This is a genomic window from Paenibacillus sp. FSL F4-0087 (genome assembly GCF_038020215.1).
GTDB classification, from domain to species: Bacteria; Bacillota; Bacilli; order Paenibacillales; family Paenibacillaceae; genus Paenibacillus; species Paenibacillus taichungensis.
This window is the reverse complement of the sequence record NZ_JBBODJ010000001.1, coordinates 1,084,612-1,097,961: the sequence shown is the minus strand read 5'-3', so window position 1 is coordinate 1,097,961 and position 13,350 is coordinate 1,084,612. Positions and strand designations below refer to the sequence as shown.

12 protein-coding genes and 1 pseudogene are annotated in these 13,350 nt (G+C 42.4%); 12 read left to right on the top strand and 1 reads right to left on the bottom strand.

What is annotated here, in order from left to right:
- The first annotated feature begins 14 nt into the window (after positions 1-14).
- The 6 genes from MHB84_RS05305 (at position 15) to MHB84_RS05280 (ending at position 7,132) form a co-directional block, all read left to right on the top strand.
- Positions 15-398 carry a RidA family protein gene (locus tag MHB84_RS05305; RefSeq protein ID WP_076290115.1) on the top strand — a complete coding sequence of 128 codons (384 nt, stop codon included), beginning with the start codon at positions 15-17 and terminating at the stop codon, positions 396-398.
- Between the two features lie 223 nt (positions 399-621).
- On the top strand, positions 622-1,674 hold the full coding sequence (locus MHB84_RS05300) for a LacI family DNA-binding transcriptional regulator (RefSeq protein ID WP_076290114.1): 1,053 nt from the start codon (positions 622-624) through the stop codon (positions 1,672-1,674).
- 613 nt (positions 1,675-2,287) lie between these two features.
- The gene (locus MHB84_RS05295; protein ID WP_083678967.1) at positions 2,288-3,250 is read left to right on the top strand and encodes an ABC transporter permease subunit; all 963 of its coding nucleotides are present in this window, start codon (positions 2,288-2,290) and stop codon (positions 3,248-3,250) included.
- Positions 3,251-3,265: 15 nt separating this feature from the next.
- A complete protein-coding gene (locus MHB84_RS05290) occupies positions 3,266-4,150 on the top strand; it encodes a carbohydrate ABC transporter permease (RefSeq protein WP_076290113.1) in 885 nt (294 codons plus the stop codon).
- A gap of 41 nt (positions 4,151-4,191) precedes the next feature.
- Entirely contained in the window at positions 4,192-5,817 is a 1,626-nt protein-coding gene (locus MHB84_RS05285; protein WP_076290112.1) for an extracellular solute-binding protein, read from the top strand.
- A 43-nt stretch (positions 5,818-5,860) separates the two neighbouring features.
- On the top strand, positions 5,861-7,132 hold the full coding sequence (locus MHB84_RS05280; RefSeq protein ID WP_076290111.1) for a Gfo/Idh/MocA family protein: 1,272 nt from the start codon (positions 5,861-5,863) through the stop codon (positions 7,130-7,132).
- 84 nt (positions 7,133-7,216) lie between these two features.
- On the opposite strand, the pseudogene MHB84_RS05275 reads toward MHB84_RS05280, so the two are convergent.
- Positions 7,217-7,394 (bottom strand): annotated as a pseudogene (locus MHB84_RS05275) (transposase); the annotation flags it as partial.
- Positions 7,395-7,451: 57 nt separating this feature from the next.
- Between MHB84_RS05275 and MHB84_RS05270 the strand changes: the two are divergent.
- The 6 genes from MHB84_RS05270 (at position 7,452) to MHB84_RS05245 (ending at position 13,264) form a co-directional block, all read left to right on the top strand.
- Positions 7,452-8,579, top strand: a complete 1,128-nt coding sequence (locus MHB84_RS05270) for a GntR family transcriptional regulator (RefSeq protein WP_076290110.1) — start codon at positions 7,452-7,454, stop codon at positions 8,577-8,579.
- A 406-nt stretch (positions 8,580-8,985) separates the two neighbouring features.
- Entirely contained in the window at positions 8,986-10,287 is a 1,302-nt protein-coding gene (locus MHB84_RS05265; protein WP_076290109.1) for an ABC transporter substrate-binding protein, read from the top strand.
- Positions 10,288-10,361: 74 nt separating this feature from the next.
- Entirely contained in the window at positions 10,362-11,297 is a 936-nt protein-coding gene (locus MHB84_RS05260; RefSeq protein ID WP_072734217.1) for a carbohydrate ABC transporter permease, read from the top strand.
- A gap of 17 nt (positions 11,298-11,314) precedes the next feature.
- The gene (locus MHB84_RS05255) at positions 11,315-12,151 is read left to right on the top strand and encodes a carbohydrate ABC transporter permease (protein ID WP_072734216.1); all 837 of its coding nucleotides are present in this window, start codon (positions 11,315-11,317) and stop codon (positions 12,149-12,151) included.
- A 267-nt stretch (positions 12,152-12,418) separates the two neighbouring features.
- Positions 12,419-12,721, top strand: a complete 303-nt coding sequence (locus MHB84_RS05250; RefSeq protein ID WP_083678966.1) for a hypothetical protein — start codon at positions 12,419-12,421, stop codon at positions 12,719-12,721.
- Between the two features lie 117 nt (positions 12,722-12,838).
- Positions 12,839-13,264: a hypothetical protein gene (locus MHB84_RS05245; protein ID WP_076290108.1), complete on the top strand. Its 426-nt coding sequence runs from the start codon at positions 12,839-12,841 to the stop codon at positions 13,262-13,264.
- Positions 13,265-13,350: the final 86 nt, after the last annotated feature.

Sequence of the window (13,350 nt, the reverse complement as noted above, 5' to 3'; positions counted from 1 at the left end):
GGGAGAGAATTTCTATGACAAAACAAGAGAGAATATCAATCGCAACTTCAAACGCTCCAGGTGCTATTGGTCCTTACTCACAGGCTGTACAATTTGGGAATATGATGATTACTTCCGGGCAGCTTGGAATGAATGCTGCAGGAGAGTTTCCGGATTCTGTATCGGAGCAGGCGAAGCAATCGCTAACTAATGTGAAGGCAATTTTGGAAGCTGCAGATTATGCCATGGAGCATGTAGTGAAAACGACGGTATTTCTAAAAGACATGAACGATTTCCAAACTGTTAATGAAGTATATGCGACTTTCTTTGCGGAGCCTTATCCGGCACGCAGCGCCGTTGAGGTTGCAAAGCTGCCGAAGGACGGACTTGTGGAGATTGAAGTGATCGCGGTAAAATAACTAGTATTCGATGAGCCTCCGGGAAACCGGGGGCTTTTTTATCGTACAGATTGTCAAACAAATTAAAAGCTTATGAAAAGTGGCAAAAATCGCGTGTTGACAGTATAACGGTACTTGCATGGCGGCTTGTTTAATTGACGCCAAAATATTACAATATTATGATATGATCATTGCTAAACATAAATTTTGGCTCCAAATGAAGAGAGCAAGGGGAGGTGCTGTAATGCCAAAATTAAAAGATATCGCAGAACGTGTAGGCGTATCCATATCAACGGTTTCGCGTGCGATCAGCAATGATACCAATCGACCGGTCAATGAAGGGACAAAGCGAAAAATTAGGGAAGCTGCTCTTGAGTTGGGATACATTTTGGATGAATCCTCCAAATCCATTGGCAAAGAGATTACCTCAGCCAAACGGATAGCTTGTATCGTGCCACAGATTTTGATGGATGATCATCCGTACTTTTCACAGGTACTGACAGGTTTTCACGTTAAAATGACGGAACTGGGGCTGCCTCCAGCAATTGTCCGCACTTGCGAAGAACTTAGTGACACTGAACGGATAAAGATGATGCTTCAGGAAACGGGTACTCAAGGTATAGTCGCAATCAGCTGGTACGATGAAAAATTGTTTGAGCTGCTTGAGCAAGAGAATATTACTGTATTGGGTGTAAGTCTCAATGACGAAAGGCTTACTGTACCGGTCGTTGACTGTGACCGAATATTTTCTGCCCGCACAGCAGTCCGTCATTTGATCGAGCAAGGCCATACCCGGATTGGGTTTATCGGTGGCCCCGCATATTCGGAACAAATAGAGAGCGAAGAAAGGTACGTCGGTTATAAATTTGCCATGCTGGAAGCAAACCTGAATCTGAATGAACATTGGATTATCAACACCAACTGGAATGTGAATCTCAGCTACAGCAGATTGACGGATCTCCTGACCGAGACGCCCAAGTCTGATTGGCCGACGGCAATTTTTTGTGCAAGTGATATGCTCGCTATTCCTGCGATGCGGGCAGTGGTTGAACAAAATGGCCGTATTCCTCAAGATATCGCATTCGTGGGCATGGATAATATTTCTATGGCGCAGTATACAACCCCACCTCTGACGTCCGTGCAAGTTCCAAAATATGAAATCGGCAAAGTAGCAGCACAATTAATTAACGATTATCTGGAAGGACGTTATTCATCTCTCCATAAAGTGTTGTTGCCCAGCACCCTTATTGTGAGGGAATCATCTGTTTATGATCGTACAAATCGTATGGATGACTAGATAGTTGTGTGATATTTTGTTACATATGAATCCAGATAACTTTAATATAAAACCTACGAGGAATGCATCCGCGTGGGTTTTTCTTGTTTTATTTAGCCAAATATAATCCAAATTAAGCCAAAAAAATGTTTGACAACTGTCTGTGGGCTATATTATGATGTATGAAATTAAGCGTTTGGATTTGTTTTCTATGTTTTTGGATTTAGCCTGCAGCTAAGATTTTATCTTAAACCAAATTATTGATTGCGCTTCCACACCCCTTTAAATCAATGTTTATATAAAATAAACAAGAATCCTCTAAAACTCTTACAACCTATTATCCAAACTGATTCCTTTCAATTTACATAAAATAGACTCCAAACTAGAACCAAATATATATCCAAATATATATCCAAAAAAACAAATCCTTTTGCGTTAGATGATGAAGTCATCTATTAACGCTATTCACTCACTTTGTGTAACAACTTCTAACATATAAGTACTTTAAATCAAATCTTAGAAATCAAAAAAGAAAGGTGGGAACTGCTTCGAGCGGCGTAAGCGCTGGTGGTAACACAAAGAAGACATTTTGCCAGGCAGAATTGTAGTGACAATTCCAGGGGGGGGGATGTTCATGGCCAATACAACTGTACAACCTGCAATGAATGCAGTACATGAAAAGAAGAGAAGAAGACGTCAAGAGTGGAACCCCATTTTACGAAATTGGCAGCTTTATTTGTTAATCTCGCCAGTTGTTGCGTATTACATTGTCTTTCAGTACTTGCCGATGTATGGCATTCAAATCGCATTTAAGGATTTCATTGCAACGAAGGGAATCTGGGGAAGCCCCTGGATCGGAGTTGAACATTTTGAACGTTTTTTTCACAGTTATTTCTTCTGGAGATTAATTAAAAATACGCTTGGACTTGGGTTGTACAGCTTGGCGGTAGGTTTTCCAGTCCCTATCATTTTGGCGCTTCTGATGAATGAGGTAAGGGCGGAAAAGTTTAAAAAATTTGTTCAGACCATAACCTATGCGCCGCACTTCCTATCAACCGTTGTGGTCGTAGGCATGATGATGATGTTTTTATCGCCGCGATACGGAATCATTAATCACTTCATTGGTATGTTTGGTGGTAATCCCATTAATTTCTTGTCTGAGCCATCCTGGTTCAAGACCTTATTTGTGATGTCGGATGTGTGGCAGACCATGGGCTGGAGCTCGATTATTTATTTGGCGGCATTAGCCGGCGTGGACTCTCAGCTTCATGAAGCAGCGCGTGTGGATGGGGCAACCCGGTTGCAGCGGATATGGCATATTAATATACCAAGTATTATGCCGACAATTATCATTTTGTTCATTTTAAATATCGGAAGCATCATGGGTATTGGTTTCGAGAAAGTCCTGCTGATGCAGAACACACTGAATTTAGAAACCTCGGACATTATCTCTACCTACGTTTACCGGAGCGGGATACAAGATGCTGAATACAGCTTCTCGGCGGCGATTGGTCTGTTTAACTCCATAATCAATTTCATCTTACTAGTCACGGTTAACCAGATCTCAAAACGTATGAGTGAAACGAGCCTATGGTAAGGGAGTTGCTGATGCATGCTTGTTGAATCTAGAGGAGATCGTATTTTTAATGTAATTAACCATTTTTTGTTAATTACAATTACGCTTATTGTAATCTACCCGCTTGTTTTTGTGTTAAGTGCTTCGTTCAGTGATCCGCAGGCTGTCCTGCGTGGTGAAATGTTCCTATGGCCCAAGGGCATCAATCTCCATTCTTACGAGAAGATTTTTCAGAACAAAGATATCCTCAGAGGTTATACCAATACACTGATTTATACGTCAGTGGGGACGCTGATTAATCTTGTCATGACGATTCTGGCGGCATATCCGCTATCCCGAAAGGATTTTATAGGCCGCAATGCCATCATGGCCCTGTTTGTTTTCACGATGTTCTTCAGTGGCGGACTAATTCCAACCTATATGCTAATCAAAAACCTTGGCATGTTAAACACATTTTGGGTCATGATCATTCCAAATGCCGTTTCGATCTGGAACATCATCATTATGCGGACATTCTTCCAGCAATCGATTCCAAATGAGTTGCATGAGGCGGCGACGATTGATGGTTGCTCCAATATTCAAACGTTAACCCGGATTATCCTGCCATTATCCATGCCCATTATAGCGGTGACGATTCTGTTCTATGCTGTTGGGCACTGGAACGCCTTCTTTAACGCAATGTTGTATCTGTCAGACAAGGACAAGTTTCCACTTCAACTCATTTTGCGGGAAATTCTGATTCAAGGACAGACGAACGATATGGTCAAAATGTCAACCGAGTCTGCGATTAAGCAGCAAAGGGAAGTGGAAGGCATCAAATATGCTGTACTCGTCGTTGCCAATATACCGGTGCTCCTGCTTTATCCTTTCCTGCAAAGATATTTTGTTAAAGGCGTAATGATTGGTGCCATTAAGGGATGATTCCTTGTATGGATAACGATGGGACAAAGGGAGGAATAAGAATGACGCTCAAAAAGTGGGGAAGTATCGCTCTGGTTTGTATGATGTCCGTTTCGATGCTGGCAGGGTGCAATTCTAAGGATGCTGATTCGGGAAGTAGCAAGGATAAAGGAGCTGCCAATGACAAAGTCAACGCGAGCGGATTTCCGATCGTAAATGACACCATTACAGTGAGCGGATTTGCCGGAAAGTTTTTTGCCAATGCAGACTGGAACGATCTTAGACTCTGGAAAGAGTATGAGAAGATGTCCAATGTTCATATCCAGTGGGATACGGTGCAGAAGGATAATTTGAAGGAAAAACGCAATCTCCTGCTGGCAGGCGGCGCTTACCCGGAGCTGTTCTATGCCTCGGCGTTTTCCAGATCGGATCTGCTGAAATACGGCAAGCAGGGCGCATTTATTCCTCTGAATGATCTGATCGACCAATACGCGCCTAACTTTAAGGCTCTAATGAAGAAGTATCCGGTTATTGGCAAAGGGATTACGATGCCGGATGGTAACATATATGGGCTGCCAACCTTGTATGATCCGGAATTCAAGTCGGTTCTGTACGGAACACCTTGGTTGAAGAAAGAGTGGCTTGATAAATTAGGTTTGCAGGAACCGCAGACATTAGATGACTTCTATAATATGTTGAAAGCATTTAAAGAGAAGGACCCGAACGGCAACGGGCAAAAGGACGAGATTGCTTGGGGCGGTGTGGGAACGAATGGTGTGGTGAACTACCTGCGAGGTTCATTTGGGTTGAATAATCATGGCACCTCCAACATTAACATTGATACAGACCCTCAGACGGATAAAGTACGCTTTATTCCAACCGACCCCCAATACAAGGAGCTGCTGCAGTTCGTGAATAAGCTCTACAAGGACGGATTGCTCGAGCAGGACATTGTTTCTGTTAAGAGTACCGAAGTGGATGCTAAAGGTATGGAAGGCCTGATCGGAGTTGTTGATAATGTCGATCCGGTTGCGATATACAATCAGCAAGGTTATATTGGCATGCCAGTACTGAAGGGGCCTCATGGCGATCAGACATACAACGCCTATGGTTCTCCACTCGGTAATATTGGGATGTTCGTACTGACAGATAAAGCCCAAAACCCAGAGGCGATGATCCGCTGGATGGATTATTTCTACAGCGATGAGGGCATCAAGACGTTCTTCATGGGATGGAAAGATGAGACGTATAAAGAAGACGCAGACGGTAACGTAGACTATGTCGACAATATCAAAAACAACCCGGATGGCCTTAATCTGGACCAGGCGGTAGGTCAATACCTGATTTGGCCGGGTGGATACTACCCTGGTTTTGTGAAGCAGAAATACTTCAAGGGTGCTGAAGGTCTGCCAACTTCGGTTGATAATGCGAAAAAAGCAGAGTCTCACATCTTACCACAAGATCAAATTTGGCCTCCATTTAATTTCACGCAGGAAGAACAACGGGATCTGACCACTTTCCAGACGGATATTGAAACGTATGTAGATGAAATGCGTGACAAATTCATTACTGGAAATGAATCCTTTGACAATTGGGATCAGTATGTGGCAGCTCTCCAAAAGATGGGCGTAGAACGATATGTAGCCATCTATCAATCAGCAGCAGACCGTTATACCCAAGCGGATTAGAAGGTTCATCCGTAGATTTCAGATCATAAAGGAGTGAACAAATATGAGTCAAATGAAAGCAGTCCTGATTGGAGCAGGTGCGAGGGGAGCGGGTGGCTATGCACCCTATGCACTTGATTATCCGCATGAGCTTACCTTCATTGCGGTTGCCGAAGCCGATCCAGTGAGAAGAGCAAGATTTGCTGAGAAGCACGGGATTCCGCCGGAACACTGTTATGAGACTTGGGAGCCCCTGTTGGCTGAACCTAAGCTGGCTGATATTGCGGTTATTTGTACACAGGACAGAATGCATTATGGTCCAACGATGCAGGCTTTAGATAAGAAGTATCATGTTATGCTGGAGAAGCCAATGTCACCTGATCCAAAGGAATGTCTTGAGATGGAACAAGCGGCCAGAGATAATGATCGGCTGCTGACGATCTGCCATGTGCTGCGGTACACACCGTTCTGGAATACAATCAAGAAGGTGATACAAGAAGGACGTATCGGAGAAATTGTCTCCATTCAGTTGAATGAGAATGTGGGTTACTGGCATATTGCCCACAGCTTCGTGCGGGGAAATTGGAACAATTCTAACACATCCAGCCCGATGATCCTGTCCAAGTCATGCCATGATATGGACGTATTATCCTGGCTCGTGGATCAGCCTTGCCTTAAGGTCAGTTCGTTCGGATCTCTTAAACATTTTCATGAAGGCAATGCACAGGAAGGTTCCGCTGACCGATGCTTGGATTGTGCTGTAGAACCAACCTGTGCGTATTCTGCACCAAGATTTTATTTGAGTGACCAGTTCAGGGGTTGGGCAGGACATTTTACACAGGAGCTGACGAAAACGAATATCATACAGGGCTTACGTGATACCGATTACGGCCGGTGTGTATACCGGAGTGACAATAATGTGGTAGATCATCAGGTTGTGAATATGGAATTTGAAGGAGGAGCTACGGCCATGTTCAGTATGTGCGGCTTTACATTTGAGCAGGAACGTAGAATCCAGATCATGGGGACGAAAGGAGAACTTCGTGGTGAGGAAGATCAAATTACGGTGTACGACTTTTTGACACATCAAAAAACAGAAATTACAATCCCTTCTCAAACCAGTGGCCATGGTGGGGGAGACAGCGGCATTGTGAGGAATTTTCTGAATGAGGTCCGTCACTATAACGGCCAGGAGAGCCTGACATCTGCTGCAGCTTCCGTCCGGAGTCATCTGATCGCATTCGCAGCTGAAAAGTCACGGCTGAACGGGGGCGAGTCTATCGATCTGAATGAATATGCCCGTCAGCTTATGGTGAAGGAAGAGCTATCTAAATAATCAGCAGTGTATCGATAAGCTGCCCCTCAAGGTATGAATATATTTTGAGGGACGGCTTTTTTTGTTCGTTTGGTTTCGAGAGTTTTCTTCACGGACCTTCAATACCATCGCATCCACTAAGATAAACGGGAATCGGCTGTCGACTTAGGGCCAGTTATTCCATGACCCTACCAGGGGGTCTAACTGTAAGGAGAGGTCTGACACAATAGACTTGGAAAACGCCATGCCACAGAAGTTCGCCGGTAATCTGAGTAACTTTGCGAATTACTTCTTGTGTAATATACTTAGTATACTAATATTATGATGTCAGGGTGGTTTTGTGGAATTGCATTTATACGAGCAGATATATGTCTCTATTGTACAAGAGATTAAAGAAGGTCGATTAAAAGAAGGAGACCGAGTCTCTTCTGAAAAAGAGTTGGCTGAAAAATTTGGCGTCAGTCGTATTACATCTAAAAAGGCTTTGGAGAAATTGGCAGATTCTGGGGTTATTAAACGAATACAAGGAAAAGGCTCATATGTGTCCGATGGTATTATTGGAGAACAACAAGAACCGAAACACTATTCAGAGGTAAAATCGACCTTGGTGCCTGAGGATGATAAGCGGTTGATCGGTTTTATTATACCGAATTTTTCTGACGAGTTTGGCCTACAACTTCTTAGATCGATGGAAAAGCGGAGTGCTGAGCATAATTATCAACTCATTATTAAGCGAACTTGCGGGGATCGGGATGAGGAAAAACGCGCGATCGACTTATTTATTGGTTTGGGCATCAAAGGATTAATCGTGACCCCCATTCATGGTCAACACTATAATTCGGAGCTGCTTCGACTTGTATTAGATCGGTTTCCAATTGTTTTGGCCGATAGATATCTAAAAGGAATTCCGGTTTGTTCGGTATACACAGACAATAAGAAAGCAGCCATGGATCTTACGCGGCATCTGATTAGCAAAGGTCATAAAAAAATTGCCTTTTTATCTCCGCCGGAAGAGAACACGTCAACATTGGAGGAAAGGCTGCTCGGATATACGTTTGCCTTCACCCAAGAAGGAATGAACTTGAACAAAGATTATGTATTGACGAACTTGAAGGGCACCCTTCCCATGAACATAAACGGAACAGCGATTGAAAGTGATAAAGAAACAGTAAAGCATTTTTTGAAACAAAACCCTGATGTAAAGGCGTTCGTCGCGTCGGAATTTCTAATAGCTACCATGCTGGCTCAAGTCATCCACTCGATGGGGAAATCTCTGGAGGAATTTGAGATTGTTTGTTTCGACTCCCTGAACGATCACTTAGGTCAACCCATCTTCACACATATTAAGCAGGATGAGAAGCAGATGGGTGAATTGGCAGTGGATATGCTAATCTCTCAGTTGCATGGAACAGCAGTTCCCGAGCTGAACATTATTGAACATCGTATGGTCATGAAAAATAACAGGTAGGGTAAGCGTAGCTCAACAAAATCAAGCATATTGTTCAAGGTGTCGAGAAGTCCCCGGGGGCTTATCGGCACTTTTTTTGATATCAGAAATAAAACTTTGAAGCATGGACTTTCCTGACCTGATATCGCAAGAAAAAACTTCTTCTAGACGCGGTCTGTCTTCTGTGAAGTATGTCGTAATATTGCAATTGACATGCTTCGTAATGTCATATTAATATACTTAGTATAATTAGTATAGCCAGCAGGATTCTTATAACCAATTCACTTTATTCGTCATTTTCTGATTTGAATAGTTCATATCACCAGTCTTGTTAGCGCTTACATAAAATGTGGATTGATTAGAAAATGGAGTGGATTCTATAGGAATTCAAGTTAAACTAATTAATTTAACTTAAGGGGGACTTTGAATGAGGAGATCCAAAAAATTCGCATTTCCAATTCTTGTTTACTTTCTGGCTATGTCACTACTTGTAACCGCTTGCTCAACGAAGGGAGACTCAAGTGATCAGGCCGGAGAGGGGAATACAACGGTTACGATGTGGCATGGTCTTACCTCCATTGATTTAGATAATTTGAATAAAGTCGTGAAGGCATTTGAAGAGAAAAACCCTACCATCAAAATGAAATTGGTTTATACAGAATCCAGCGAGGGATCCGATCAGAAGCTGCTAACTGCAGTCGCAGGCGGCAATCCTCCTGACGTTGCACTTTTCGACCGTTTTAAGGTCGGTACTTGGGCTGCACAAGGTTCTCTGACTGACTTATCCTCGATGGCAGCAGAATCTGGAATTCTTAAGGAAATGTATTATCCATTTGCTTGGGAGGAGTCCAGTTATCAAGGAAAGCTTTATGCAATGCCGATGGATACGGACTCTCGACTGCTATTTTACAATAAGGATCATTTCACAGAAGTAGGGCTCGATCCCAACAAACCACCACAAACGATCGCCGAGCTTGAAGCGGCCGCCGAAAAGTTAACCATTAAGGAAGGTAAACGTTTCAAACGGATCGGGTTCATCCCATGGTATTCGCAAGGCTGGCTGTATACTTGGGGATGGGCATTTGGAGGAGAATTCCAGGACGCTGCCACCGGCAAAATTACTGCAAATGATCCTAAAGTCGTTGAAGCGCTACAATGGATGACCGACTTCGGCAAAAAATACAATGTTGAGGATATTGCCGGATTCACAAGCGCAGCTGGCACGGAGGAAATGGATCCGTTCATTTCCGGTCAAGTCAGCATGAAGATAAGTGGAAACTTTACGGTGAAGGGTATCGAAAAATTTAAGCCGGATTTAAATTACGGTGTTACACCAATACCGACCCCAACAGGTACTAATTTTACGACATGGTCGGGAGGCGGGTCCGCTATTATCCCTAAAGGCGCCAAGAACGTTGCTGCTGCTTGGAAATTCCTCGAATTCTTAGGAAAAGAAGAGGGGCAAACGTTATTAAACGCTGACTCTCAAATTTCTGTTATCGATTCGGTTAACGACAAGTACGGTTACAAGGACGATCCGATTATGAAGGAATTTATTGAAATTTTGCCAAATTCACACAACCGACCAGTTATTCCTGAAGGACAGCTGTTGTGGAATGAGTTAGCTTCCGCTACGGAAAAGGCTACCCGCGGTAACGGTACTCCGAAAGAGAACCTGGATAGAGTAACAGAGACTATTAATAAGGCTTTAGAAAAATACGACAAATAGGGTGCTTGGTAGGCAGGGAGAGAACTCTCTCTCTCCTTGCCTATTAATGAATGACAATTGGAAGGAGAATGCAAATGGCGAAACTGGCCGATTCAGTTCAAGTAAACGCAATTCCATCGGCAAGGAAACGAGCACTCCACAGAACTAACGTGATTGGGTGGCTGTTTGCTTCACCTTGGGCTATAGGGCTGCTATGCTTTTATGCAATTCCGATGCTAATGTCCATCTACTTCAGCTTCACCACTTACAGCATTCTGCAGCCTGGTGAATTTGTCGGAATGAGTAATTATAAAGATCTTTTCCATGATCCTCTGTTTTGGAAATCCATATACAACACGCTTTATTTCACCGTGTTTTTTGTTCCATTAAGTATATTTTTCGGTGTGGCACTCGCTATGATGTTGAATATGAAGGTCAAGGGGATGGCTATATTCAGAACGATCTTTTTCTTGCCTACACTTGTTCCACAAGTGGCATTGGCTGTTCTGTGGATGTGGTTGTTACATCCAAACTTTGGATTGGTGAACGGGATGTTAGCGAATATCGGTATCGATGGGCCTTCTTGGCTTGGTGGTGAGTCGTGGTCCAAGCCTTCGCTCATCTTGATGTCGCTTTGGGGTATTGGGCAAGCTGTTGTCATCTACCTTGCTGGATTAGGAGATATCCCTGATGAGTACTATGAAGCAGCACAAATTGATGGAGCTAACTGGTTTCAGAAAACGAGAAAGGTAACCCTGCCTTTGCTCACTCCCGTTATTTTCTACAACCTTGTCATGGGAATGATCGGTGCATTCCAACAGTTTACTCTTCCCTATACGTTGACCAAAGGGCAAGGAACTCCTGCAAATTCCATGACTTTTTACGTCATGTATTTATATGAGAACGGATTCAGGTATTTCAAAATGGGTTATGCCTCCGCAATGGCCTGGATCTTATTTATTATCGTTATGGCATTAACCGGAATTATTTTTATTACGTCTAAACGCTGGGTTCATTATCAAGGGAAATAAGGAGGGGGAAGTAAGGGATGAATCCTACCGCTATCAAAAGAATCAATCGTGCGTTAGCCTATGTATGTCTAATTGTTGCTTCTGCATTTTTCATTATTCCGTTCATTTGGCTGCTCTCCACTTCTCTTAAACCACTCACACAAATCTTTACATTCCCACCAGAGTGGATTCCGCATCCAATTCTGTGGAGTAATTATTCCCGTGCCGTTGAGTATATCCCTTTCTGGACATATCTGAAAAACACGGCAATTATAACAATCGTTAGTACACTTGGTGTGATCATATCCTGTCCCTTGGTTGCCTATAGTTTTGCCAAGTTAGAGTACCGTGGGAGAGGTATACTTTTCTTTGTGACTCTCGCTGTGATGATGATCCCCGGACAGGTGACGATGATTCCTCTATTCCTGTTGTTTACTAAATTGGGTTGGGTAGGAACATCTCTTCCACTGATAGTACCCCAGTTTTTTGGAGTGCCCATTTACATTTTTCTATTGCGACAGTTTTTCATGGGACTGCCTGATGCCCTGCGCGAAGCGGCCCGCTTAGACGGCGCTAGTGAATTCCGCATATATTTACAGATCATGTTTCCACTAGCCAAATCCGCCGTTTTAGCCGTGGCATTGTTTCAATTTATGGGGAGCTGGACTGATTTCATGGGTCCCTTGCTTTATTTAACCAATGAACCATCTTACACGGTTTCGCTCGGATTGCAGCAATTTCAGAGTCAAAAGGGATCCGAATGGGGTCTATTAATGGCCGTATCCACCTTGATGACATTACCTATTATTGTTTTGTTCTTTTTTCTTCAAAAGACGTTTATTAGCGGCATTACATTTAGCGGTATAAAAGGTTGAACATCATAACGCTGGATAGGTCTGTTTGAAAAAAGTTAATAAGCAAAAAGGCAGCGATGTGTAATGCAGAAGCTGCCTTTTTGCGTACCAGAATAAGGAGATTCAGGAGCTCCTCGGCCACTCAAGCCTGAAGACAACCTATCGGAGATGGAGGATTAGCCCTCTCTTTATCTAATAATATACATGGGAACATTAAGCGAATTCTTAGAAAAGACGTTATCAGAAACTCTTGAAATCCTGAAAAAACAATAAAGGAAGTGAGAAAGTTTGATTAATAGCCGGGAAGTCATCGAACGTTTTTTAGAAGATGAGATTTCATCACAAGAACTTTATGAGGCTATATCTGATTTCATTGATTCCGTTCACATTCGTAATGGTGAGTTCGAGGGGAATTATTTCATCATCAAGAAGATGGATTTAAACAACTTTATTATCTATGTAGAGAATATCCATCCAGATGAAAATCATAGAGAAATTCCATATAGTACTTCAATTTATAAAGAGAACTTGCTTAAAGAAATAAATGAGCGGGCAAGAGACAAAAAATACATATTAAAACCTAGAAACTAGAAAAGGTAGAATAAATTCAGGAGAAGTTGATGCAGTCGGACATCCCAGCATTCGTTGGGTCGTGAATATAGGAACGTATAGGAAATATCCGAGAATTATTTAGAAAGGAGCTTGAGTATGATTGTCCAATTCTCAGGAAGCCAAAAACTTCAAGACATATTAAAAATAATAGAAATAGAGCCTGAAAATTATTCTGATGTAGAAATCGTACAATGTGTAGCTAAATTTATACCAAGCTATAGTGGTGAGGGAGCTGCAAAAGGATATTTCTCTATTATTTCGCATCTTTGTTATTATAGGCCTGATCTTGAATTTCCATTAATGAAGGTTGCATTGAGACCTTTGTATTATCTTGGAATGGAAGATCCAGATTTTGTTATCGAATGGGTTCAATTTTATGTAAGTGACATAAACACCAATTATTATTACACATCTAAACAAGGTAATGCATGGATTAAAGAAAGTTTGAAAAGTAAGCGCGACATCATAGCCGCAATTTTTAAAGAAATAGATTTTGAAGATAATACTGAATGGGACAGATAAATTAATAGGTGAAAGCTAGAGAAGTCAGAGGGAAGGAATGTGAATATATAATTAAGGAGACATTCAGGAGTGTTTAATTGTTGGCG

What these genes read in the sequence shown, in the direction of transcription:
- MHB84_RS05305 (WP_076290115.1), top strand. Translation starts at nt 15, where the DNA reads ATGACAAAACAAGAGAGAATATCAATCGCAACTTCAAACGCTCCAGGT.
- MHB84_RS05300 (WP_076290114.1), top strand. Translation starts at nt 622, where the DNA reads ATGCCAAAATTAAAAGATATCGCAGAACGTGTAGGCGTATCCATATCA.
- MHB84_RS05295 (WP_083678967.1), top strand. Translation starts at nt 2,288, where the DNA reads ATGGCCAATACAACTGTACAACCTGCAATGAATGCAGTACATGAAAAG.
- MHB84_RS05290 (WP_076290113.1), top strand. Translation starts at nt 3,266, where the DNA reads ATGCTTGTTGAATCTAGAGGAGATCGTATTTTTAATGTAATTAACCAT.
- MHB84_RS05285 (WP_076290112.1), top strand. Translation starts at nt 4,192, where the DNA reads ATGACGCTCAAAAAGTGGGGAAGTATCGCTCTGGTTTGTATGATGTCC.
- MHB84_RS05280 (WP_076290111.1), top strand. Translation starts at nt 5,861, where the DNA reads ATGAGTCAAATGAAAGCAGTCCTGATTGGAGCAGGTGCGAGGGGAGCG.
- MHB84_RS05265 (WP_076290109.1), top strand. Translation starts at nt 8,986, where the DNA reads ATGAGGAGATCCAAAAAATTCGCATTTCCAATTCTTGTTTACTTTCTG.
- MHB84_RS05260 (WP_072734217.1), top strand. Translation starts at nt 10,362, where the DNA reads ATGGCGAAACTGGCCGATTCAGTTCAAGTAAACGCAATTCCATCGGCA.
- MHB84_RS05255 (WP_072734216.1), top strand. Translation starts at nt 11,315, where the DNA reads ATGAATCCTACCGCTATCAAAAGAATCAATCGTGCGTTAGCCTATGTA.
- MHB84_RS05245 (WP_076290108.1), top strand. Translation starts at nt 12,839, where the DNA reads ATGATTGTCCAATTCTCAGGAAGCCAAAAACTTCAAGACATATTAAAA.